Here is a 22161-nt window from a genome sequence, read left to right as displayed (position 1 = left end):
TTTGATATCAGACCTCATTGAAATACGGGCAAACGAACTTCGAACTGCGTCCGTACCACGTCGCTCTGAGCCGAGATCGTACCGTCATGCTGCTCCACAATATTACGAGCGATAAACAGGCCAAGGCCTGTCCCACCCTCCTGAGGGGTCCGGGCACGATCTCCGGTATAATACATATCGAAGATATGCGGCAATTCCTCCGGACGAATATGTCCACCATAGTTAATTACCTGAATGATGACCTGTTCTGCATCCCGATATCCATTAATATCTACGTACATACCATCCTTGCCATGCCGTGCAGCGTTAATTAGCAGATTCTCGAACACACGAGCCAGCAGCTCGCCATCACCGGAGACCGTAAGGTCAGTGTCTATTTTTAGTCGGGCGACTAGTTGGTTCTTTTCAAATACAGGATAGAGTTCTTCGTTCATCTGCTTCAGCAGTTCGCTAAGATCCAGCTGTGTCTTGTTTATAGGCAGCATGCCATAGTTCATACGAGTAATTTCGAACAAATCATCAATCAGCTTCTCCAGACGCTGTGATTTGGTGAATGCAATCGACGTAAAGTGCCGCACCTGCTCCTCCGTTAGCTGATCATCCTTCATGAGCAGATCCAAATATCCAAGCACAGACGTCAGCGGTGTTCGCAGGTCATGCGCCAGATTGACAACAAGCTGGTCCTTACTATTTTCAGCAAAATCCCCTCGTTCCACCGCTTCCCTTAACTTCTCACTTGCCAGGTTCACATCCTCCGCAATCGTACCTAACTCGTCCTTCGAGGAAATCTGCACACGGTGCTGAAAGTCTCCATTGGCCAAATGTCTGATCCCTGTAGAAATGTCCTTGAAATACGTCGCGTAAGGCTTGGTAAACCAAAAGAAAAACAGAATGGCCAGTGGGATAAATAAAATCAGGAAGAAATAAATATCTCCGATACTTTTCATAAAATGACGATATTCAGCGAGCTGATCTTCTGCACGGACACCCGAATAATAGGCTTGTAAAAGCTTGTAAATCCCATAGGTAATTGCGCCAGAGGCAAGCATGCTTAACCCTAACAACATAATCATGGTTGTGCGAAAACTTCTTCGTTTAGTCATTAAACGTGTACCCCACACCCCAGATGGTTTTGATAAACTTGTTCTTGTTCACATCTTCCCCCAGCTTTTTACGCAGGGTCCGAATATGGACCATCACGGTATTCCCACTCTCGTAATAGGCTTCTCCCCATACCTGTTCAAAAATATTTTCTGCACTGAACACCTGCTTGGGGTGGCTCGCGAGCAGATACAGAATATCGAACTCCTTCGGTGTTAGTTCCACTGGTTTGCCGTAGAGTGTAACACGATGTTGATCTGGCGTGATGATGAGCCCACCCTTCTCCAGAATGGACCTCTGAACAGGCACAGACTGGCTGAATTGCAGAGAACGACGCAACTGAGAGTTGACCCGGGCAACAAGCTCCATCGGATTAAACGGTTTGGTCATATAATCGTCCGCGCCCATCACAAGTCCCGTAATTTTGTCCATATCTGACGTTTTGGCACTTAGGAAAATGATTGGTAAATGATGCTGCTCCCGAATTTTACGGGTCACCTCATACCCGTCCATGCCAGGCATCATAATGTCCAGAATCGCCAAATCTATCGCTTGGGTCTGAACAGCTTGAACCGCCGCCTTCCCGTCAAAGGCCTTGATGGTGTGATATCCTTCTTTTTGTAAATGTAAAGCAACCAGATCAGCGATCTCAACTTCATCGTCTGCGATCAGAATCGTAATTCGCTTCATTGCTTATTCCACTCCTATGTGTGATGCTCAACAATATAACATATTTGAATCCAACAGATAAACCAATGAAAGGAATCCATACATATGAAACTGGAGCGTTTATTAGCCATCGTAGTGCTACTAATCAATCGTGGGCGAGTCCAAGCCAAAGACCTGGCAGATATGTTCGAAGTATCGATCCGGACCATCTACCGAGACATCGATACATTGGGTCAAGCAGGCATCCCTGTGGTGACCTATCAAGGGGCAAGCGGCGGGATTGGTCTGGCAGAGGGTTACCGTCTGGATCGAAACGTATTAACAGACAAGGACCTCGCTTCCATCGTCACTGCACTGCGCAGTGTGTCCACTTCCCATGCTAATGCGGCGCGTGAGCTTCTGGTCGAAAAACTCAGCAGTATCGTACCTGAATCCAAAAATGATGATTTTCAGGCCAATACCAATCGATTCATCGTTGATTATTCAACCTGGACGCATCCCGAAGCGCTGAAAATTAAGCTTGAACTTATCGAACAGGGTATGGATCAATTACGCCCCGTAACCTTTACCTACTGCAGTGCGGAAGGTATCCATACTCACCGAACTGCCGACCCTCATACCATCGTACTCAAGAAGCATTCCTGGTATCTGTATGCTTTTTGTCACGAGCGGAATCAATTTCGCATGTTCAAGCTTGTGCGTATGCAAGATGTCACACTTGCTAATGAGCACTTCGAGCGTAAAGTCATCAACCCACAGGACAGACCCTGGCAACAGGAATGGAGCCGTCCGGACAATCAAGCTAGGTTAACCTTGAAATTCCATGCTCGCGTCCGTCATATTGCGGAAGAATGGTTTGGGATCGAGAACGTCATGCCTGATGGGACTGGGTATTACATCAGCCAGGTTGCTTTTCCCGAGGATGGCTGGTTATATGGGTTCATTCTGGGCTTCGGCGCGGACGTTGAAGTATTGGAACCTCAGCATATTCGGGATGAAATCTGCCGTATCGCGGAGCAAATTGTACAAAATTATATACCTCCGACTCAAACCTGACAGACAGCTGTCCAGTTCCTACCCGTATACTTCAGATATATTCAATCTGTACATATATGAGGAGGAACTAATCATGAACGTTACTGTATGTCAAAGCTGCGGCATGCCGCTCACAACCCCTGCCCAATTCGGAACGGAAGCAGATGGAAGCACAACCCGTGAGTACTGTATCTATTGTTACAAAGAGGGCAAGTTTGAGCAGCCCGGTATGTCACTTGAAGGCATGACGGAGATGTGCACTGCCATTCTGAAGGACGAAGGCATGAATGAGGAATCCGCTCGTTCGATGTTGCGTAACCAGCTTCCTTTTTTGAAACGTTGGCGCACAAATACACCGGATCAACATGCTCAATCTCTTGCGGAAAACTCTACTACTGCTTCTGCCAACCCTGGTCAGGTAACAACAGATCATTCGTTCTCTGCCCAGCCCGTTCGTTATGTCACGCTCCCAGGCAAACGTCTTGCTGGCGTATCCGCCCGCACAACCAACGCCATTGAGGTCAGTGGCAAAGGCTGTATTCAGGGACTCTGGAACAATTATTTTGCCTCAGAGCACCTCCCTGCACCCGAAGTTATTCGCTATGGTTGTTACACGGATTACACCGATGGCATAACCGGAGAATACACCATACTGGTAGGGCATGAGGTCAGTCCGAACGAATCATTGCATGAAGGATTGAATGACATTCTACTCCCTCCTGCAACTTACGCCGTATTCACCTCCAGAAAAGGACCGATGGCAGAGGTTGTTGGCGAAGCTTGGGGAGCCGTGTGGGCATGGGAGAAACAAAGCGATCGTACGTTCACCGGGGATTTTGAATTATATGATGAACGCAGCCTGAATCCCGAAAGTGTACAAGTAGATATATACATCGCTGTTCATCAAAATAGATAAAACCAACACAATGCCACCTCATACAGGATCAAAGTTTCCTCGCATCCTTTTTCATATCACGAAAGCTGCCGGGTTCGCTCGGCAGTCTTTTTGTTATATCCGGAACTACATTACGCCCTAAACAACCCGACCATGGTACCAAGTTAGTTAGCATGCTTTGCATCATTTAACCAGACAATATGCCTCATAAGCGGGTACCATTGACTTCCTTAAAATTGGGACTATTCACATAACAACCGATTCGATCCTCCCATATCAAACCTCTCATATCAGGTTCTTTACTCCTGAATTTTCCTAAAACCGTTTACATCTCCTTAAAACCGGGTAAAATCACTACAATCCAATTGGAATTACATTCTAAAGTCATCTATTTCGTCTAACAAGTCATATGTACCTATATGCGCACCTGGCAACATAACCAGTCGAAATACATAATTTAAAAAAATGCTTTAAAGGAGGAACCAAGATGATCCGCATGCCTATTCAGCAAATGATCCCGTACCACCACCAATATCCGCGCAACACGGCGACCACTGCTCCTAAAAAGGAGAATGAGAACACTCAAGGTCTATCCTTTCATGAAATTTTACAGCAAAAAATGGCGAAGAAAAATGCTTCTCCTTCCCTTAGATAAAATGGACACCGGATCCTATTCGAATCCGGTTATCGACCGTCTTTCCGCGGCTTGGCGGAAGGGCGGTTATTGGCGTTGAGCAATAAACAACTGTACAGTCCTCGGTCATGTTTCTATAATGGTTTAAATATCTACAAGATCCATGACATATACGAACTGTAAAAGGGGACTTAGCACATGATCACCATTGGTTGTTTTCACGCTCATTATTCCAACATCGCCTTAATCGAAGAAACGCTTGCTCCTTATGAAGTTGAATTGGTCCATTACGTCGATCCAGGTCTGGACCGTCTTAAACATGACGCTGACTTTTCCGAGGTCGTCATTCACGAGAAGGTAGCCCAGACGCTCCAATGGATCGCTGAGTGTCATGCCGATGCCATTCTGGTCACCTGCACCCTGTTTGCGACAGTACTGGAGCAGGAAGCCACACAGGTCCCTGTGCCTGTGATCGGCATAGATGATCCGTTATTGCAGGAGATGCGGCGAGTACCAGGAGATTACATAATAGCATTCACCAACCCGGCAACGATTGAAGGAACGATGACGCGGGTGAATCAGGCATTACAGCAAGAGGATGAGAATGGGCAGCTACACGTTGCCAAGACATCTCAGACGGAAGCAGTGTGCATCTCTGGGACATTTGAGTTGATTATGCGTGGAGATCAGCAAGGATATCTCGAAGCGGTACGAGAAGGCTTACATCAGATTGCTGAGCAGTATCCGGATAAAACGGTAGTGGCAGCCCAACTGTCTATGGCTCCCGCTGCTGCACAGGTTACAATAGATCGCGGTATTCCAATCCATAGCCCGCTGGCATTGCTTGCGACGTATTTGGAGAATAATTTGGGCCTGGCTCGATAGTAGTGGCTGGTTTGAAGTGAAATTTTACAATCGCTAAAACATGTGAAAACTACTGTGGTGGGAAATAGGCTTGCCCCCAGTGGGAGGTGATCCTATGAACTTCTCTTTTAACGATGTAATCGTGTTCGCGATGTTAATTATTGCGCTCCTGACATACATTGATCGTAAAAAGAAGTGACCCGCCACAGGTTGACGGCCTGACGGGTCACTTCATCTGAACTTGCTGCACTCGGAGGAATACCCACCGCAAATGCTGTGCAGGAGTAGCCATTGGCCTGGCTACTCTTATTGGTGTTTACTTACATTCATTTTATTAAACATCTGCTAGACAATCAACCATAATGCTGATAAAAAGTATCAGGAAGCTGATCAATAAGATGAAAAAGTCGACATGATAGCAGTATTCTCACCTTCAAACGATGTCAGACTGCCCAGCTTGCGCTGTACCGGCGCCTAGGAGCGTGTCCGATATTCCTCGGCCTTTTCCTGCATCCCGGCAGCTACAGCCTCATTCTCGGACAATCCTTTGTCCGCCGCAAAGGCACGAATGTCCTGCGTGATGCGCATGCTACAGAACTTTGGTCCGCACATGGAGCAGAAGTGAGCTTCTTTGGCTCCTTCTGCTGGCAGCGTCTCATCATGGTAGGACAGCGCACGTTCAGGGTCCAGTGACAGGTTGAACTGGTCACGCCAACGGAACTCGAACCGCGCTTTGGACAATGCGTCATCGCGGCGCTGGGCACGTGGATGTCCCTTCGCCAGATCGGCAGCGTGGGCCGCGATCTTGTAGGCGATGACCCCTTCCCGCACATCATCCTTGTTGGGCAGGCCCAAATGTTCTTTTGGCGTAACATAACAGAGCATCGACGTGCCGAACCAGCCAATCATGGCCGCACCAATGGCGGATGTGATGTGATCGTAACCCGGGGCAATGTCGGTCGTCAGCGGCCCCAGCGTATAGAACGGTGCTTCTTTACATATCTCCATCTGCAAGTCCACATTCTCCTTGATCTTATGCATCGGCACATGCCCAGGACCTTCGATCATCACCTGCACATCATGCTTCCACGCGATCTGCGTCAGTTCCCCGAGCGTAGCCAGTTCCGCCATCTGTGCTTCATCATTCGCGTCGTAGATACTGCCAGGACGAAGTCCATCTCCCAGCGAAAACGCCACATCATACCTTTTCATAATCTCGCAGATTTCTTCAAAATGAGTGTACAAAAAATTCTCCTGATGATGCGCAAGGCACCATGCTGCCATAATGGACCCACCGCGAGACACAATGCCTGTCATCCGCTTGGCCGTCATCGGGATATAACGCAACAGTACACCTGCATGAATCGTAAAGTAGTCCACGCCCTGCTCTGCCTGCTCAATTAGCGTGTCACGGTATAACTCCCAGGTCAGCGCTTCCGCTTCGCCATTCACCTTCTCCAGCGCCTGATACAGCGGTACCGTCCCAATCGGCACAGGTGAATTGCGGATAATCCATTCCCGGGTGGTATGAATGTCTTTGCCTGTGGACAGATCCATTACGGTATCCGATCCCCAGCGTACCGCCCAGGTCATCTTCTCGACCTCTTCCTCGATGGAAGAAGATACAGCAGAGTTGCCAATGTTGGCATTGATCTTCACATGAAAATGACGACCGATCAACATCGGCTCACTCTCCGGGTGATTGATGTTAGACGGCAGGATGGCTCTTCCACTCGCCAGTTCCTGGCGCACGAATTCCGGCTCCACGCCTTCACGAATGGCGGCGAATTCCATCTCTGCCGTAATGACTCCCTGTCTCGCGTAGTGCATCTGGGTCACACAGCGTCCCGGCTGTGCCCGCAAGGGTTTGCCACGTAATCCGGGATACTCTTCGGCAGCGGCTCTCTTCCCTCCGGGTTTCAGTCCGTTATCCTCCGGTTTAACCGTACGGCCCTGATAAGCTTCGACATCGCCACGCTCTGTGATCCAACGTGTGCGCAGGGATGGCAGACCTGCACGGATATCCGCATGAAATTCGGGATCGGTCATCGGGCCGCTCGTATCGTAGACACGCAGCGGTTCGTTATGCTCCACCCCTTGGGGAGTATTCGTGTCATGAAGGGCTATTTCACGTTCAGGAACAGCAATGTCTGGCCGTGAGCCCTGAATGTAGACTTTGCGGCTGCCGGGAAAGGGCTGAACCCGTCCGGCCGCCCCTGTTTCTTTTTCCACCTGCTGATCGTTATGTTCCTGTTCCATCGCTTGTTGTCCCGTTTGATTTCCTGTACTCATGTTCGCTTGTCTCCTCCTCAGTGTTCGTTCGCTTGGTTTTGGGTTGGCATCATCATTAGCTCGCTTACGTACCTGTCCCAAATCATGCGCAATGCAGAGAAGAAAGAGCGATCCTACACCAGACCAGGGGAGACATTATTCATGTACAGTTCACAACAGACCGAAGGCTGCCGCAGATCATGGATCTATGGTGACTTCCCTCCTCATCCAAGCCCACTTTCGCAGGTTATTGAAAAAGAGGCCCATAGAATCCGCGCTATATCGCCTGTTCCCTGTATATAAAAAAGCCGGTCCCCGAAGGAACCGACTTTTAATGTCCATCACCAATAATGCACCTTTATGAAGCTCCTTAACGGAGCCCTACAAGGGTCACATCATGTGGTGGTTGTGGTCATATCGCCGATTACTTCCCTACGCTGGTATGATCCAGATCAGGTGCAAAGGGTCCGGAATCTCATGCGATTCCGTCTCAGTCCGGACAATTCGGACTCCCCCAGTAACGTTAATAAGTTGCGGCTTACATAAGCCGCCGTTCATATTCAATGAAGCTGGCCCCGTTGGGCCGTCCATTACAGAGTAGCGCAACCGGAACATAAAAACAACCTTTATATTCCAAATTACTAACTTAATTGGTGACAGACCTTACATCAACATCAGGATAACATGAGCCCCATTTGTGTAGCCGCTTCCTTTAGCACAGGTGCGTATTCGTGCAAAGTCTCCTGCGAAAGTCGGCTGACAGGTCCTGATACCGAGAGTGCGGCTGCAATATTGCCTCTGCGATCCATAATCGGTACCGATACCGCGGCAGCTCCCGGCTCACGTTCCTCATAACTCGTCGCATATCCGTTATCCCGAATGTCTACCATTTGCGCCAAATACACCGCTGGATCGATAAATACCGGCCATTCAGGACCATTCATCAATTCTTCACGATCCTCGTCCGTGGCAAACGCCATCAAAACTTTGCTGGAAGCGCCCACAGACAGCGGCAGTCTAACACCAACGGGAGCAACTCGGCGAATCGCCTGATCACTTTGCACAGCCTGAATCCGAATCCGTTCACTGCCATCACGCAGGTACAGACTCACGGTCTCCCCCAATCGATCTCTCAGTCGCTCCATCGCAGGCAGCAGCAGAATAGCGGGATCATCACTGCGGGACATATGAGCTGACAGCTCCCAGATTCGGATGCCAAGTCGGTACTTCTCTGTTGCTGCATCGCGGATTACGAACCCTCGATCCTCCAGCGTAGCCATCAAACGGTGCACTGTACTTTTGTGCAGGCCGATCTGGCTGGCAATTTCGGTGAGTCCCAGATCACTGCGTGTGGTAAAACATAATAATATATCCAGCGCCCGCTCCACAGCCCGGACGGTTAACTTGCGATCTTCCATGGCATAATGCCCTCCTCATGTTTCATCACATGAAACTTGGTTACATAAATTATATGAGAAACGGTCTCATCTGTAAACCAAAAAGAGCCAAAATCGAAATAGGCAAACGTGTAAATTTTTCCTTTTTATAAGACTTAATCCCCTGTAATTTACACACTAAGGTAATGTTACCCATATATCTTAAGAACTATATAACAATTGCGTAACAAATGCCCTCAATCAATTGACTTTGACTATATTGGAACATACGATAAAGATATATTACATTAAGATATCGCTCTGAAGCAGGCTCTGAAATCGACGCAATTCTCTTTTCATGTCGTTGTTATCTTCAACTGAACTTCAAAGGAGGGGCATTCATGTATCCAACATCCCAGAGCGAAGCCCCGCTGCAAACAAAAGTGTCCGATCTGCCCTCTTCCCTATCACCGAGGCTGATTCGGTTCAAACATATTATCGTAGCGTTGCTGCTCTCCGTTGTATTTTTTCTACTGTTTTGTTTTATTGCACTGCATGGTTATATCGCATGGGTATTATCCAATCCAACGGTAGCGCCTGTCTTCTCCAATCCGATGCAGGCCAAGAACATGAAGTATGAAGACATCACGTTCCCGGCAGCAGATGGCAGCCGGACGATGCAGGGATGGTATATACCTGCTGACAATGCTGCAAGCAAAACGATTATTTTCAGTCACGGCTATGGTGCCAATCGTGAAGAAACATGGGTACCCATGTATGACCTGGCCCACTATGCCCATCAACTTGGGTTCAACGTGGTCATGTTCGATTATGGCTTCGCCTCACAGGTGAACAAAGCTGTAGCCACAGGTGGCAAAGCTGAGTCACAGCAATTGCTGGGTGCCATCCAGTTCGCCAAGCAGCGAGGTGCGCAGGAACTGGTTGTCTGGGGTTTCTCCATGGGTGCCGGTACGGCCCTTCAAACTGGACTGATTACCCAGGAAGTGGATGCGATGATTCTGGACAGTACGTTCCTGCTTGAGCCGGATACGCTGTACCACAACATTCATAACCAGATCGATCTCCCGCGTCAGCCTACACTCGAGATCATGAATCTGTTGTTCCCTGTTCTGAATGGTACCGGATTACAACAGATTCCATACCAGGAAGTGAAAAAGAAAGATTATCCGTTCCCGATTTTCTTCATTCATGGCACAGAGGACGAGAAGGCGCCTTATCCAATTGCGGAGCAACTCGCCGCCAACCAGACCAATCCGTACTCTGATGAATGGATTGTCCAGGACGCGCATCATGAGTTGATCTTCCGGGAGCATCCAAAGGAATATCTGCGCCGTGTCTCAACTTTCCTGAGTCATGTAACGAAAACAAGCAGTGACGATGTGCAAAACACGAATAATGGACAATAACCAAATTCCAATCCATCGAATTTTTCCAGAGCCCTCAGGGGCTCTTTTTTTTGCAATCATAGGACAACAGGCTCGCAGAATATACTCTTGGGACGCATGAACAGACGGTCTGCATGCAATGAATTTCATCTGAAGGAGGTTCAAAATAAAGATGAACTGGTATGGATATGGTCACCTGCTGCCTCTGCGGACATTGGAGGAAATCCGTTTCTGGAAAGAGCAGGAGAAAGAACATACACTCGTCATTCGTGCCCTGCTTCCTGATCTGGAGCCCCCATACGTCAAGCTACTGGAGGAATGGGAGGTTACCTTTGCAAACAGTGAGCGAGTAGCCAATCAGCTTTTAAAACAACTATTGCCTGGAACCCATCCGCCTGCTCCCTACATCGTTCGTTGTATCGATCAACTTGTGTTGGCAGCTCGACAGCAATCGAGAGAGTTCATCAAACAGCTGTATGTTCTTCTGGAACAAAGTGCTGCTGTGCAAGCTGTTCCGCTTGCCAAAGTACTTATTCTGCATTTTATCCGCGAGTCGGAGTATTTTCTGGGCGTATTGGATACGCTTAGCCAACCTGGTATCTTGCGTGAAACGGATTCGGATCCATCACTTTTTCTGAAAAATGCGCTGCATACGTCGGGGTCAGGAAACATCCAACGCCAAGCTTCAGAAGCTCCAACTTCTCCAGAGGGAAATGTAAATGCACCTGCCGCTTCAGCTCAGATCCAATCCGCAACCGTTCAACCGCCTTCTACCGGAACAACTCAAGCCACACCCAGCTCTATAGCACCTCCCGTAAAAGAAAAGCCGGTTCCCATTGGAGGACACACACTGCCTCCCCTTCCCTATGCGTACAATGCGCTGGAGCCACATATTGATGAGCTGACGATGCGTATCCATCATGACAAACACCATCAATCTTATGTGGACGGACTAAATGTAGCAGAGAAGAAGCTGGCGGAATCGAGAAAAAAGAATAACTTTGAACTCATCAAACATTGGGAACGTGAACTCGCTTTCAACGGGGCAGGCCACTACCTGCATACGATTTTCTGGACAATTATGAATCCTGCTGGCGGCGGCAAACCTTCCGGTATGCTGGCAGAACAGATCAAGCGAGATTTCGGAAGTTATGAAGCGTTTAAGAATCAATTCACAGAAGCCGCGAACAAGGTGGAAGGCAGTGGCTGGGCGATGCTTGTCTGGAGCCCGAGAGCACATCGTTTGGAGATTTTGCAGGCGGAAAAACACCAGAACCTGTCCCAGTCCGATATCGTCCCGCTCCTTCCACTGGATGTGTGGGAACATGCCTACTATCTGAAACATCAGAATGAACGCAAAAAGTATATTGAAGACTGGTGGAATGTGGTCTACTGGCCCGCTGTTGCCGAGCGTTACGAAACGGCACGCAAGTTGTTGTGGCCGCCTTATTAAGCTTGGGGTTAGATGGATTAGAGAAAAAAGAGATATCTCCAGCCGAATGACTGAAGATATCTTTTTTGGTGTATACAAAAAAGCAAGCCTCCTGTAAAAGAGACTTGCTTATATTTTGAGAGACTTCCTATTTCTAAATGTTCACTTAAGAAGCACAGCCCTCGCAAGCCACATAGTTGTCGCCAACCTGTTTGCTAATGGAGATCAGATCGCCCAGCTTGATATCAGACTCATCTGTAAACTCCAGATCGGCTATACGTGCAACGATCAGTGCAGCAGCCTCTTCCTTGCTTGTTGCCATTTGGCTGAACTCGGATTTTTCGCCTGTTGATACAACCTCATATAAATACGTATATCTCAATGTGTCCATCCTAACACTCTCCTTCCGAAATCACATCATATCATCTCTATTAACCAATTCCAAGCCCTAGTAAAAAGTGTTAATCGTATCGCAGCTTCATCTGCTCAGCTGTCAGGCGTACTTCTTCAGAGCCAACGCTAAGCACCCTGCTGGTCTCCGCCTGCGGATAGCGATCGCGCAGTGTTCGAACCAAAGCCGCAGTATATGCCGCAGCTGAAGGTACACCTGCCAGTTCTTTCAGACTTGCCATCGTGCCAGGTTGAACATCAGGATATCCTTCACTCGCCCCACCTGCTGCATGCTGATAGAATTGTCGCACGTCCGCTGCCAGTTGATCACCCTGACCTTCCACGATGATAAAAGCCGTAATGATATACGCCTTTGCCTGCCTGCGCTGGGCAATACCACAGAATTTTAGGCCACCTACACTGACATCATAATCTCCGGGGCAAAAAGCACCCTGAACCTCACCAGTTTGCGCCTGATTCGACCACGGCGTTAGCGACTCGGCAATAATCGAAGCCATCTCCCGGAAATCATCATGAATATTGATGACATGTCCGGGATTAGGCAGAATCAGCGACACATTAACTACCCCTGGGTTTAAGGGTACTGCCGCTCCACCCGAAGGCCGAACACAGACCGCTGTCCCTTGGCTTCTAATCTGTTCCATCGCTTCTACAGCCTGTGGCAACCTGCGGTCACGCAGACCCGCTACAAAGGCATCTGGGTGTCTCCATATATGTGCAACAGGTAGATGCCCTGCCCCAACCCGCCTGCACATAACTTCTTCCCAAGCAAAAGCTTCGAGTACACTACTACCTTGTCGCATGAGTGGTGTCTCCCAGATTTGCAGACGCAATGTAGCCTGTTTATCTGCCTGTAGTCCCTTTTCCGGCTGAACCGGTTGATCTGAATGGGAAGGTACACTCATCGTTCCATTACCTCCGGCTTAACGAATTCATATGTATCCAGTATATAGGAATGACAACGCATATATAAATAAGCCGGTTCCCAGGGAACACGGCTTATTTATATCACATCCTACGGCTTAGAAACTGCTGCATCCAAAACCAAAGGAACTTACTCATCCGGCTTGTCCAGCGAGTGGACATACCTGATCTTAATCTTTTACCAGTGACAAGAACTCCGCACGTTGTGCCGGATTCTCACGGAAAGAACCACGTACAGCAGACGTAACCGTCTTGCTTCCGGGTTTCTTCACGCCGCGGGAACACATGCACAAGTGCTCGCCTTCCACAACGACCATAACACCATGAGGTTCAACGGCCTCTGTCAGAATGTCAGCGATCTGTGAAGTAATACGTTCCTGAACTTGCAGGCGACGTGTTACTGCTTCGACCAGACGAGCCATTTTGCTCAGACCAACGATCTTGCCGCTTGGTACATAGCCAATATGCACCTTGCCGAAGAACGGCGCCATGTGGTGCTCACACTGACTGTAGTAGACAATATCCTTGACTATAACCAGTTCTTCATGATTCTCGTCAAACGTGACACCGAGCACATCGCGCGGGTCTACTTCATATCCGCCAAAAATTTCTTCATACATTCGGGTCACACGTGCAGGCGTTTCAAGCAGCCCTTCACGTGTACTATCTTCTCCGATCAATTTCAGGATCTGCTCTACATGATACTCGATCTTCTCCCGATTGTCGGATACTTTTGAATTCAAATAATCTTTAACGCCAGCCACTGCCAAACGCCTCCTTTCGAACCACTACTGTAAGAGGTTGTTCAAAAAGTCCGCTTATCGGTACTGAAAACCCAACTTTTTGAACACGCACTTTAAGCAGTTATTCCCTGCTATTATTTTCGGCGGCCCGAACTTTTACGCGCAGGATGCTGTTGCGGCTGAGGCATTTTCGCTCCTGGCTGCTGATTCTTCATCATCTGCTGGGCACGCTGCATTTGCTTGCCATTCAGGTTGTAGCCCATTTGCTTCGCCATTTTCTGAAGCATGTCCGGATTGCTTTGCATTTTCTCAAGTTGTTTACGCAAGTAGAACACCCCGATGAAAAATCCCCCGACCAGACCAACAATCAATGTGATAATCGGTATAACAATATCCATCTCTTAGACACCTCTGTATGCATTCTAAAAAGCCTGATAATCCGTGTAAACTTCATGATGTTCGACACATATGTTGCAAGCCTGACACAGACCGGATTTCCTGAAAGTATCATAGCATTTCCGCACGCCTTGAGCAAACGGATTTTCCAGTTGAACCGTACACAAGCTACGTCATGACAGCTTCAATGAAAACGGTTGTATGCTGAGCCAGATCGATTTCAACCACATCCAGAGAATAACGCGTACTTCCGCGCGCCACCCTGATTACAGGTCTGCCGGGCAATCCCCGATGTTGACGCACAATGACTCCAGTCTCTTTGGTGGACAGTCGTACCGCTGTACCATTGGGATACACGGATACACTCTTGTTGAACTCAATCAGAATGTCCCGATCCAGCTTTGTACCAGACAACGCCATCATCTCTTCACAGGCCTCATGTGGCATCAAACTGTCCTTGGATAAACCATTAATGAGATTATCATAGATATTAGCCACACTAACGATTCTCGCAAACAGATGAATGTCACTCCCCTTGATCCCTCTCGGCATGCCTGTACCATCTACATGCTCATGATGTTGCAGGGCTGTATGGGCGACCAACAGACTGAACTCCCGTTTGTTCTTAATTACTTCGAATCCACGCCATGTATGGTGCAGCGAAGAATTTGCAGCAGAGCCACTGCCCGGAGGTTCCCCCACTTTGCCTATATCATGCAATAATGCCCCCACAGCAAGGTCCTTCAGTTGATTATAATTGAGTCCCATATTCAGTCCGATGACCGAAGACAACAAACATACATTCATCGCATGAACATACTGTGCATTGTCTTTGGTACGAATATCGGTGAGCTGCACAAGCATTTCACGCCCGTTCAGTACATCATTCAGCAATTTCTCTATACTGAGGGCAACCTTTCTCGGACTCCAGTCTTTCCCGGATCGAATGGATTCGAGTGTGACACTCATTTCATTAATTATTGCCCGTTTCGTGGTCTCATCCAGAATGTCTTCTGTATCCACATCTTTATACGCTTCATCCTGGATGTATAACATGGTCACGCCAATACGCTTCAGCGTATTGACCATGTATACGGTGAGCTGGACTCCGGCAGACAGCAACACCGTGCCGTTACTGGAATATACCGTCTTGCCCAGAAGCTCCCCCGCTTCCACGCTCTCCACGTTTACATACTTCATGAACGTCCCCCGCTCTTACGATAGCTGCTCCAATGCGAGCAATTGCTCCTTGGTTTGCAGACCGCCTACATAACCCACCAGGGTACCGTCTTTACCACTGATACGGTGACAGGGAATAATAATCGGAATCGGATTCTTGCTAATGGCGTCCAGAACTGCACGAACAGCCTTGGGTCTGCCGATGATTTCCGCAACCTGTTGGTGTGATGAGGCCTCTCCATAAGATATATCGGACAGAACTTGCCATACTTGTAGCTGGAATGGTGTTCCAAGCCGATCAAGCTGCAAGTCGAACGTTTTTCTCTCCCCTGCAAAATACTCCTTTAACTGCTTTGCAGCTTCGCTGAGCTTCTCTTCATTCTTCTCATATCGATACTCGCCAATCCAGATGCGGGCCCATTGTTGCAGATGAGCTTCGCGTACGTGAAAGGCGCCAAAATCGATGTGACACAGCCCTTCATCCGTCGCGCATAACGTAAGAGTACCAATCGGTGTCAGTACCTCATCGTAATATACGGGCTTGCCATGAAGACCCGTAACGGCTGAAGGTTTCCACGCTGCGGCTTCCGGTTTGTCAGGCTGTGCAGACTGCTCACTACCCGGTTCAATCCCGGCTTCCATTTTCAAATCCTGTTGTAACGCACGTAAGGCATTGTTCTCGTTGTTCTGTTCCTCTGGCTGCTTCTCACTCACTTGTCCAGCCTGTGGCTGTTTGGGTAAGGTCTCAGACGAACTCAGTCGCTCCTCGGCCTTCTGCAGCATGCTTAGTACGTTCCCATCTTGTTCGTTAGCGGCAGCTTCCCCAATTGCTCTCATGGCGTCTTCTCCTCCAATTCTGCTTAACGCCCAGGCTGCGGTTCCCCGCAACTCGGGGCGCGGATCACGTTTTAATACTTCTGTAAGTTTGGGTACAGCACTTTTGTCTTTGAAATTGCCCAGGGCAATAACGGCGTTGCGTTGAATCGGCTTCTTGCCCCGCCAAGCGGCGGAACTCTGACCGAAACGTTCCTTGAATTCCCGGTTACCGATGTCCAGCAACGGCAGCAGGAGTGGCTTCACAATCTCCGGATCGGGGTGAAACTCGGGATGGTGATCCCAGTTCTTGCCCCGGTTCTTCGGACAAACAATCTGACACGTATCACAACCGTACAGACGGTTGCCTATTTTCAGCATAAATTCTTCATCCACGAACCCTTTCGTCTGGGTTACAAAAGAAATACAACGTTGTGCATTCAACTGCCCCGGCCCCACTAATGCTCCTGTAGGACAGGCATCGATACATTTTGTACATTCACCGCAGTCTTCGGTCACAGGTGTGTCTGGTTGAAAAGGAATATTCGTTACCAGTTCCCCGAGGAAAATCCATGAACCAAATTTGGGTGATATAATGGCACAGTTTTTGGCGCTAAAACCAATCCCCGCACGCTGGGACACCGCACGATCCACCAATGCTCCGGTGTCTACCATGCTTTCGATCATGGCTTCAGGTACGCGTTCCTTTATAAAATTGACCAACTTGTCCATCGCTGCACGCAGGACCTGATGATAATCCTGACCCCAAGCCGAACGGGCAAAAATGCCTCGATACGCACCAGGCTCCGATTTCGGCGGATTCACCATTTTGGATGGGTATGCCACGGCTATTGCAATAAGTGAAGCGGGCTCGCCATCTTTTAAGGCGGGGTGCACTCTTTTTTCAATATCCGGCTCTTCAAAACCTGAAGCATACCCTTTATCCCGCGACTGCTCCAGCAGCGACTTCAGGGAAACAAAGGGATCAGCCGAAGCAAAACCGATATCATCAATGCCCAGTCCGGGGCCAGCTGCCTTGATCTCCTGTTTTAACTTTTCCCATACGGAGGCATCCTGTGCTGCCCCGGTCTGTACGCTCGTCATTTCTCTTCCCTCTCTTCTTCCAACACATATTCCGTAAATAGTGAACGCCCGCCTCACGGTAAGAGGACAGGCGTTAATTTCTATATATGCCTTACATACTTGAATTCAAACGGAACGAGTCTATATGGTTTAACGCAAAATGCAGTCTGAAGTTGTTGTCCTGTCAGCATTTTACAATTTCTTCAATTCAGAAAACGGCCAGAAAATAAATTCAGCCTTGCCTACAATCTGGTCGGATGTAATACTGCCAAACACTCGGCTATCCTTACTTTTGCCTTCATGACGATTATCCCCCATCACGAAGAAATGATCCGGCTCCAGTGTGATTGGGCCAAAATCCGGGTCCTGCACCTCAATATCGGTGTACGTTTCCGCTTGTTGCTCGCCGTTCACATGTAGATGGTGATCCCTAACTTCAATTGTATCTCCCGGAAGTCCAACGATCCGTTTCACCAGAAAATCTTTCTTCTCTACACCTTCACTTGGATCACGAAGTACGATCACATCTGATCGGGAAGGAGCACCCAGATGGTATACAATTTTGTTGACAAAAAGGCGATCTCGCTCAACCAGTGTCGGCTGCATGGACTGTCCCTTGACCATCGACAGATTGAACACAAACAGGTTCAGCAGCATCATAATTACAAAAGCAACAACAATCGTTTTGACCCAGTCCCACAGCTCGACAACCCAGGATTTCCCCGGTTGTTCAGGCTTTGACGGTTCATTTCGTTGCTCGGAAGTCACATGTTCCATTGAATGATTATTGGAATTCAAAGGGACACCTCATTTATTAAATAGTTAAATTAAACTTGTAACCTGGTGACCATACTCCCTTTCAGTCTACTTCATTTGGGAGAGTGAAACAATTGGTTATGAGCACCAATACCCTGGTTATCGTGAATACAGCCGCGATAGTCGCGGTGATTTAAATAAAATTCGGAGACTTTGAAGCATGTTCATAAAATGAGGAAATCAGAGGAATATGACGCGAAGAACACTCATATAAATAGAAAGGCACATCCCTCACGTTCTTACACGTTAAAGAGATATGCCTAATATGAAATGAAAATCTTTTTTTTATTTCTTTTTAAACATGCAAACTAAGCTTTGGACAAAATACTAAGAGTCTGGAAAGCGCTCATAATCTGATTGGCACCGTAACCCATTGCTTCATATAGAGGCATGGCTACTTTGTTGTGCTCATCACCCGCCACCCATACTTGGCTGACTTTACGCTGCTGGAACCGCTGTTCCATAGCCTCAACAAGTGTTTTGCCGACTCCACGGCGACGATAGTCTGGATGAACCGCAATACGGTAGATACAACCCTGGTTGTGATCAATCGTACCGATCAAAGCGCCTACGAGGTCTCCCTCTTCTTCCGCAACCATGATCAGGTCAGAATCCCATGACAATTGACGGGCAAACGGGCCCATCGTGTTCTCATAACACTCTTCCGATAGTGCAACCTGGAGAAGCTCCGTCATCTGGCTTGCATCACTCAACTGAAAGGAACGAACGTGCATGTCTTAAATCTCCCTTTTCGTTAGCTTAGATGAGGTTTTTTATAAAAAGGGAATCCCTTTTTACCAAAAACCCAATGTTCATATAATGACAAAAAACGAGAAAATACCGCTTCTTCGTCAATTAAACCATACTTTTCTCCATAAAACACGCATTTTCTTTTGAAAGCGCTTAATTGTAACCGTTTACATACGAATATTAAACTTTACATCCATTTTAAGGCCTGAAAACACATAAATAGTTGCATAAAGGGTAAAATATGTTTGTTATCTCTGGCCCATCATTAGATCAACGCCTTGGGGGACTTAATAAACAAAAATGTTGCTTAATTAGCCCGAATGCGGTTTAATAATAGTGGCAAGGGTATTATTACATATGTACCTGATTTCAAAAAAACCTAAAATCTCAGGAGGTATTTCATTATGGCTTTTCAATTACCGGCACTTCCTTACGCTAACGACGCACTGGAACCACATATCGATGCAAAAACGATGGAAATCCACCACGATCGCCATCACAATACTTATGTAACTAACTTGAACGCAGCTCTGGAAAGCGCTCCTGAACTGCAAGAAAAAAGCTTGGAAGATCTGATTGCTAACCTTGACAGCGTACCAGAAGGCATCCGCACAGCGGTTCGCAACAATGGTGGTGGACATGCTAACCACAGCTTGTTCTGGGAAATCATCGGACCTAACGGCGGCGGCGCTCCTACAGGCGATATCGCAGCAGCTATCGATAGCGAACTGGGTGGCTTTGATAAATTCAAAGAAGATTTCGCTAAAGCAGCTACAACTCGTTTCGGTTCCGGCTGGGCTTGGCTCGTAGTTGGCAAAGACGGCAAGTTGTCCATCACTAGCACACCTAACCAAGACAGCCCTCTCTTCGAAGGTCTGACTCCGGTTCTGGGTCTGGATGTATGGGAGCACGCTTACTACCTGAACTACCAAAACAAACGTCCTGACTACATCGCCGCTTTCTGGAATGTAATCAACTGGGATGAAGTGAACAAACGTTACGCTTCTGCAAAATAAGACTGTTAGCATGCAACAGTTAACATAAAAGAGAGCCTGATTCGGTCATCGTGACCGTGATCAGGCTCTCTTTTTGCTATCACTATAGTTAATGGGTGTTTTGTTTCTAACGAACCCAGGACACGTTATTGCTCCATATTTCATCGTATCGGGAACCTAACGAATCTCAGAGTAGCTATTTCCCCAAATATGGGTTTTGATGCGCACTTTTGGGTTGATTTGGCTATGATAACGTCACTCAGGTTCGTTAGAATTTATAATTGTGGTATATCCACATGATAAGACCTCTGGAGTTCGTTAGCTCCCCCATTTAATCATTCACTTGATCATAAGCCCCAGCAAAATAACTGCTGATCAGCTTCAGAAATATGTTGGGGAATGCCATCTTGTCCATATCTTCCGGACCGATCCAGCGGTAGGTCAAGCCATCGCCTTTACCTGTCAGTGTCGCAGTGCTCAGCGCTAGGTCACTAACATCAGATGATGATATCAACATCTCTCCATCATTAAGCGATGTTGAGATGTTCTGCGCATTAGGCGTGCCTGACTCCGATGAATGCGTTGTGTCTGACTCAGGTGACACAGCTGATGATGAGGCTGTGCCCTCCCTTGTTGCCGCCTGTGTATCGTAGGCGGCTCTGGCTTCCGCTGCGATCAGCGGAAGCTCACTGCTCTGGTCCTGCTCGGTACACTTGTACACCTGCAGGCTCCAGACAATGTGGCTGAACACATGCTCCGCATGGGTAGCAAGCCCTTCCGGGCGGGCAGCGAAGCCTTCCGCCCACAGACTGCCGGCCAGCAATGCCATGGCCGGCTCATCCGCCAGCGGCGCCGCCTTCTTGCTGGCTGCGGCAGGCGCCGCGAGCACATGCGGCAGCTCCCACATGCGGGCCAATAGGCCCGTGTCTGGGCGCTGGCGCACAAGCACTTGGCCGCGATGAGCACCGCGGCCCTCCACAATCGCGACCAGCCGCTGCTCAGGGCGCGGCGGCTTCGCCTTCGTCTTGACCGGCAGTGTAAGCTCTCTTCCGGCGATGCGGCCGGAACATTGCTCCATGACCGGGCAAGTCAGGCAGTGCGGCGCTTTGGGTGTACACACCAGCGCGCCAAGCTCCATCAGCGCCTGATTGAAATCACGCGCCCGCCCTTCCGGAATGAGCTCTCCTGCGAGCTCTTCCATCAACACCCGGGTGCTGCCCTTCATAATGTCCTCATCGATGAGGAAGTATCGGGACAGTACCCGCATGACATTGCCATCCACCGCAGGCTGCGGCTGGTTGAAGGCAATGCTGAGAATGGCCCCGGCCGTATACGGGCCGACCCCTTTTAATGCAAAGACGTCCTGCTTGTCCTGAGGCATCTCGCCTCCGTGCAGCTCCATGACTTGTCTCGCAGCTGCCTGAAGATTACGTGCACGGGAGTAATAGCCGAGTCCCTCCCAATTTTTCAAGACATCCTCTTCGGGTGCTTCCGCCAACGCCTGCACGGTCGGGAAATTCCCGATAAAACGATTAAAATACGGAATTACCGTATCTACCCGAGTCTGCTGAAGCATAATCTCCGATACCCATGTGAAATACGGATTGTTGTGGCGACGCCACGGCAAATCCCGTCGGTTGATCATATACCAGTCCAGCAAATTCACACTGAAATGTTGTTTCTGTTCCTGTAAACCCATATTTCCGTCCTCTCCTATTGCCAAGCTATGCTAGCTACTTTTCTATCTGCTCCACGATCGCAAAGGCCGCTGCCAATTCCGTCTGATGTGTAATACTCAAATGAATGTCATATTGCTTATCATATGGCAGCTGCAGACGTTCCCAGGCTTGACTGGACAGCGAGGCCACGGGACGTCCTGTCCCATCAGGCAGCACCTCAATGTCAGTGAAACCCATAACGCCACCAATACCGCAGCCAAATGCCTTGGACACCGCTTCTTTCGCTGCAAATCGACCGGATACAAACTCCGTCATCCGCTTCCCTCGACGAACCGCAATCTCCCGCTCTGCTGGCGTTAAAATTCGTTTTATGAAAGCTTCCGCATGGCGACCAGACAACAGCTTCCGCATACGTCCAATCTCCAGCACATCATTACCTATGCCATATATCATCAACGCTTCACCCGCTTAATCTTTTATACTGTAAGAGGTTATTCAAAAAGTCCGCTTTTGATTACGAAGGATGCCTAATGGCATCATCAGCTTCGAACATGGAATTCAGCCGAAATGTCCGTTGCTCACGTAGCTTATACTACGCTCCGCTACTCCATTTCTAGCTTCATTCCATCTTCTCGGTACTGAAAACCGCTCTTTTTGAACCTTCATTGTAAAAGATCTCCATTCAATCA

At 48.4% G+C, this 22161-nt stretch carries 21 protein-coding genes and 1 riboswitch; of the genes, 7 read left to right on the top strand and 14 right to left on the bottom strand.

From position 1 onward, the window contains the following. Nucleotides 1-14: 14 nt before the first annotated feature. Both AC6CIF_RS27825 and AC6CIF_RS27820 read right to left on the bottom strand, forming a co-directional pair. Nucleotides 15-1103: a HAMP domain-containing sensor histidine kinase gene (locus AC6CIF_RS27825; RefSeq protein ID WP_307540032.1), complete on the bottom strand. Its 1089-nt coding sequence runs from the start codon at nucleotides 1101-1103 to the stop codon at nucleotides 15-17. Beyond that, a complete protein-coding gene (locus tag AC6CIF_RS27820) occupies nucleotides 1096-1791 on the bottom strand; it encodes a response regulator transcription factor (protein ID WP_211085189.1) in 696 nt (231 codons plus the stop codon). Before AC6CIF_RS27820 ends, AC6CIF_RS27825 begins: the two co-directional genes overlap by 8 nt. Nucleotides 1792-1875: 84 nt before the next feature. On the opposite strand from AC6CIF_RS27820, the gene AC6CIF_RS27815 reads away from it, so the two are divergent. The 4 genes from AC6CIF_RS27815 to AC6CIF_RS27800 all read left to right on the top strand — a co-directional run bounded on the left by AC6CIF_RS27815 (nucleotide 1876) and on the right by AC6CIF_RS27800 (nucleotide 5219). Beyond that, nucleotides 1876-2826, top strand: a complete 951-nt coding sequence (locus AC6CIF_RS27815) for a helix-turn-helix transcriptional regulator (protein WP_036614123.1) — start codon at nucleotides 1876-1878, stop codon at nucleotides 2824-2826. A 73-nt stretch (nucleotides 2827-2899) separates the two neighbouring features. After that, on the top strand, nucleotides 2900-3721 hold the full coding sequence (locus AC6CIF_RS27810) for a zinc ribbon domain-containing protein (RefSeq protein ID WP_498202340.1): 822 nt from the start codon (nucleotides 2900-2902) through the stop codon (nucleotides 3719-3721). Nucleotides 3722-4187: 466 nt separating this feature from the next. Further along, nucleotides 4188-4355, top strand: a complete 168-nt coding sequence (locus tag AC6CIF_RS27805) for a hypothetical protein (RefSeq protein WP_017690769.1) — start codon at nucleotides 4188-4190, stop codon at nucleotides 4353-4355. Between the two features lie 177 nt (nucleotides 4356-4532). Next, nucleotides 4533-5219: a hypothetical protein gene (locus AC6CIF_RS27800; RefSeq protein ID WP_498202339.1), complete on the top strand. Its 687-nt coding sequence runs from the start codon at nucleotides 4533-4535 to the stop codon at nucleotides 5217-5219. A gap of 453 nt (nucleotides 5220-5672) precedes the next feature. Here the strand turns inward: AC6CIF_RS27800 and thiC are convergent, their stop codons facing one another. Together thiC and AC6CIF_RS27790 are read right to left on the bottom strand one after the other, a co-directional pair. Continuing rightward, entirely contained in the window at nucleotides 5673-7457 is a 1785-nt protein-coding gene (gene thiC / locus AC6CIF_RS27795; protein WP_498202373.1) for a phosphomethylpyrimidine synthase ThiC, read from the bottom strand. 424 nt (nucleotides 7458-7881) lie between these two features. Further along, a riboswitch (TPP riboswitch) is annotated at nucleotides 7882-7995 on the bottom strand. Between the two features lie 148 nt (nucleotides 7996-8143). Next, complete coding sequence (locus tag AC6CIF_RS27790) at nucleotides 8144-8887, bottom strand: IclR family transcriptional regulator (RefSeq protein WP_221818682.1); 744 nt, start codon at nucleotides 8885-8887, stop codon at nucleotides 8144-8146. 359 nt (nucleotides 8888-9246) lie between these two features. Between AC6CIF_RS27790 and AC6CIF_RS27785 the strand changes: the two genes are divergently transcribed. Together AC6CIF_RS27785 and AC6CIF_RS27780 are read left to right on the top strand one after the other, a co-directional pair. After that, complete coding sequence (locus tag AC6CIF_RS27785; protein ID WP_498202338.1) at nucleotides 9247-10272, top strand: alpha/beta hydrolase; 1026 nt, start codon at nucleotides 9247-9249, stop codon at nucleotides 10270-10272. Between the two features lie 151 nt (nucleotides 10273-10423). Beyond that, nucleotides 10424-11704, top strand: a complete 1281-nt coding sequence (locus tag AC6CIF_RS27780; RefSeq protein WP_498202337.1) for a Fe-Mn family superoxide dismutase — start codon at nucleotides 10424-10426, stop codon at nucleotides 11702-11704. A 145-nt stretch (nucleotides 11705-11849) separates the two neighbouring features. On the opposite strand, the gene AC6CIF_RS27775 is transcribed toward AC6CIF_RS27780, so the two are convergent. From AC6CIF_RS27775 to AC6CIF_RS27740, 8 genes are all read right to left on the bottom strand, one after another. Further along, nucleotides 11850-12074, bottom strand: a complete 225-nt coding sequence (locus AC6CIF_RS27775; protein WP_036614132.1) for a hypothetical protein — start codon at nucleotides 12072-12074, stop codon at nucleotides 11850-11852. A 70-nt stretch (nucleotides 12075-12144) separates the two neighbouring features. After that, on the bottom strand, nucleotides 12145-12999 hold the full coding sequence (locus AC6CIF_RS27770; protein ID WP_498202336.1) for a lipoate--protein ligase family protein: 855 nt from the start codon (nucleotides 12997-12999) through the stop codon (nucleotides 12145-12147). A gap of 189 nt (nucleotides 13000-13188) precedes the next feature. Continuing rightward, complete coding sequence (gene folE, locus AC6CIF_RS27765) at nucleotides 13189-13782, bottom strand: GTP cyclohydrolase I FolE (protein WP_036668229.1); 594 nt, start codon at nucleotides 13780-13782, stop codon at nucleotides 13189-13191. Nucleotides 13783-13895: 113 nt separating this feature from the next. After that, complete coding sequence (locus AC6CIF_RS27760; protein ID WP_017690778.1) at nucleotides 13896-14159, bottom strand: YneF family protein; 264 nt, start codon at nucleotides 14157-14159, stop codon at nucleotides 13896-13898. A gap of 166 nt (nucleotides 14160-14325) precedes the next feature. After that, nucleotides 14326-15357, bottom strand: a complete 1032-nt coding sequence (locus AC6CIF_RS27755) for an HD-GYP domain-containing protein (protein WP_076216714.1) — start codon at nucleotides 15355-15357, stop codon at nucleotides 14326-14328. Between the two features lie 15 nt (nucleotides 15358-15372). Beyond that, nucleotides 15373-17253, bottom strand: coding sequence for a tRNA epoxyqueuosine(34) reductase QueG (gene queG, locus AC6CIF_RS27750; protein ID WP_076329857.1), 1881 nt, complete (start codon nucleotides 17251-17253; stop codon nucleotides 15373-15375). Between the two features lie 171 nt (nucleotides 17254-17424). Continuing rightward, entirely contained in the window at nucleotides 17425-18009 is a 585-nt protein-coding gene (lepB, locus tag AC6CIF_RS27745; RefSeq protein WP_498202372.1) for a signal peptidase I, read from the bottom strand. 347 nt (nucleotides 18010-18356) lie between these two features. Continuing rightward, the gene (locus tag AC6CIF_RS27740) at nucleotides 18357-18782 is read right to left on the bottom strand and encodes a GNAT family N-acetyltransferase (protein ID WP_017690782.1); all 426 of its coding nucleotides are present in this window, start codon (nucleotides 18780-18782) and stop codon (nucleotides 18357-18359) included. 420 nt (nucleotides 18783-19202) lie between these two features. On the opposite strand from AC6CIF_RS27740, the gene AC6CIF_RS27735 reads away from it, so the two are divergent. Continuing rightward, complete coding sequence (locus tag AC6CIF_RS27735) at nucleotides 19203-19814, top strand: superoxide dismutase (protein ID WP_145326472.1); 612 nt, start codon at nucleotides 19203-19205, stop codon at nucleotides 19812-19814. 310 nt (nucleotides 19815-20124) lie between these two features. On the opposite strand, the gene mutY is transcribed toward AC6CIF_RS27735, so the two are convergent. Both mutY and acpS read right to left on the bottom strand, forming a co-directional pair. Continuing rightward, the gene (mutY, locus tag AC6CIF_RS27730) at nucleotides 20125-21492 is read right to left on the bottom strand and encodes an A/G-specific adenine glycosylase (protein WP_498202335.1); all 1368 of its coding nucleotides are present in this window, start codon (nucleotides 21490-21492) and stop codon (nucleotides 20125-20127) included. 34 nt (nucleotides 21493-21526) lie between these two features. Continuing rightward, nucleotides 21527-21925: a holo-ACP synthase gene (gene acpS, locus AC6CIF_RS27725; RefSeq protein WP_405171526.1), complete on the bottom strand. Its 399-nt coding sequence runs from the start codon at nucleotides 21923-21925 to the stop codon at nucleotides 21527-21529. Between the last annotated feature and the right edge of the window lie 236 nt (nucleotides 21926-22161).

This window comes from Paenibacillus sp. GQ49 (genome assembly GCF_059759055.1).
This window is presented reverse-complemented; position numbering and strand designations above follow the sequence as displayed.

What these genes read in the sequence shown, in the direction of transcription:
- AC6CIF_RS27810 (WP_498202340.1), top strand. Translation starts at nt 2,900, where the DNA reads ATGAACGTTACTGTATGTCAAAGCTGCGGCATGCCGCTCACAACCCCT.
- lepB (WP_498202372.1), bottom strand. Translation starts at nt 18,009, where the DNA reads ATGGAACATGTGACTTCCGAGCAACGAAATGAACCGTCAAAGCCTGAA.
- AC6CIF_RS27735 (WP_145326472.1), top strand. Translation starts at nt 19,203, where the DNA reads ATGGCTTTTCAATTACCGGCACTTCCTTACGCTAACGACGCACTGGAA.
- AC6CIF_RS27775 (WP_036614132.1), bottom strand. Translation starts at nt 12,074, where the DNA reads ATGGACACATTGAGATATACGTATTTATATGAGGTTGTATCAACAGGC.
- queG (WP_076329857.1), bottom strand. Translation starts at nt 17,253, where the DNA reads ATGACGAGCGTACAGACCGGGGCAGCACAGGATGCCTCCGTATGGGAA.
- AC6CIF_RS27770 (WP_498202336.1), bottom strand. Translation starts at nt 12,999, where the DNA reads ATGAGTGTACCTTCCCATTCAGATCAACCGGTTCAGCCGGAAAAGGGA.
- AC6CIF_RS27805 (WP_017690769.1), top strand. Translation starts at nt 4,188, where the DNA reads ATGATCCGCATGCCTATTCAGCAAATGATCCCGTACCACCACCAATAT.
- AC6CIF_RS27820 (WP_211085189.1), bottom strand. Translation starts at nt 1,791, where the DNA reads ATGAAGCGAATTACGATTCTGATCGCAGACGATGAAGTTGAGATCGCT.
- AC6CIF_RS27780 (WP_498202337.1), top strand. Translation starts at nt 10,424, where the DNA reads ATGAACTGGTATGGATATGGTCACCTGCTGCCTCTGCGGACATTGGAG.
- mutY (WP_498202335.1), bottom strand. Translation starts at nt 21,492, where the DNA reads ATGGGTTTACAGGAACAGAAACAACATTTCAGTGTGAATTTGCTGGAC.
- AC6CIF_RS27815 (WP_036614123.1), top strand. Translation starts at nt 1,876, where the DNA reads ATGAAACTGGAGCGTTTATTAGCCATCGTAGTGCTACTAATCAATCGT.
- acpS (WP_405171526.1), bottom strand. Translation starts at nt 21,925, where the DNA reads ATGATATATGGCATAGGTAATGATGTGCTGGAGATTGGACGTATGCGG.
- AC6CIF_RS27760 (WP_017690778.1), bottom strand. Translation starts at nt 14,159, where the DNA reads ATGGATATTGTTATACCGATTATCACATTGATTGTTGGTCTGGTCGGG.
- AC6CIF_RS27790 (WP_221818682.1), bottom strand. Translation starts at nt 8,887, where the DNA reads ATGGAAGATCGCAAGTTAACCGTCCGGGCTGTGGAGCGGGCGCTGGAT.
- AC6CIF_RS27800 (WP_498202339.1), top strand. Translation starts at nt 4,533, where the DNA reads ATGATCACCATTGGTTGTTTTCACGCTCATTATTCCAACATCGCCTTA.
- AC6CIF_RS27740 (WP_017690782.1), bottom strand. Translation starts at nt 18,782, where the DNA reads ATGCACGTTCGTTCCTTTCAGTTGAGTGATGCAAGCCAGATGACGGAG.
- AC6CIF_RS27825 (WP_307540032.1), bottom strand. Translation starts at nt 1,103, where the DNA reads ATGACTAAACGAAGAAGTTTTCGCACAACCATGATTATGTTGTTAGGG.
- thiC (WP_498202373.1), bottom strand. Translation starts at nt 7,457, where the DNA reads ATGGAACAGGAACATAACGATCAGCAGGTGGAAAAAGAAACAGGGGCG.
- AC6CIF_RS27755 (WP_076216714.1), bottom strand. Translation starts at nt 15,357, where the DNA reads ATGAAGTATGTAAACGTGGAGAGCGTGGAAGCGGGGGAGCTTCTGGGC.
- AC6CIF_RS27785 (WP_498202338.1), top strand. Translation starts at nt 9,247, where the DNA reads ATGTATCCAACATCCCAGAGCGAAGCCCCGCTGCAAACAAAAGTGTCC.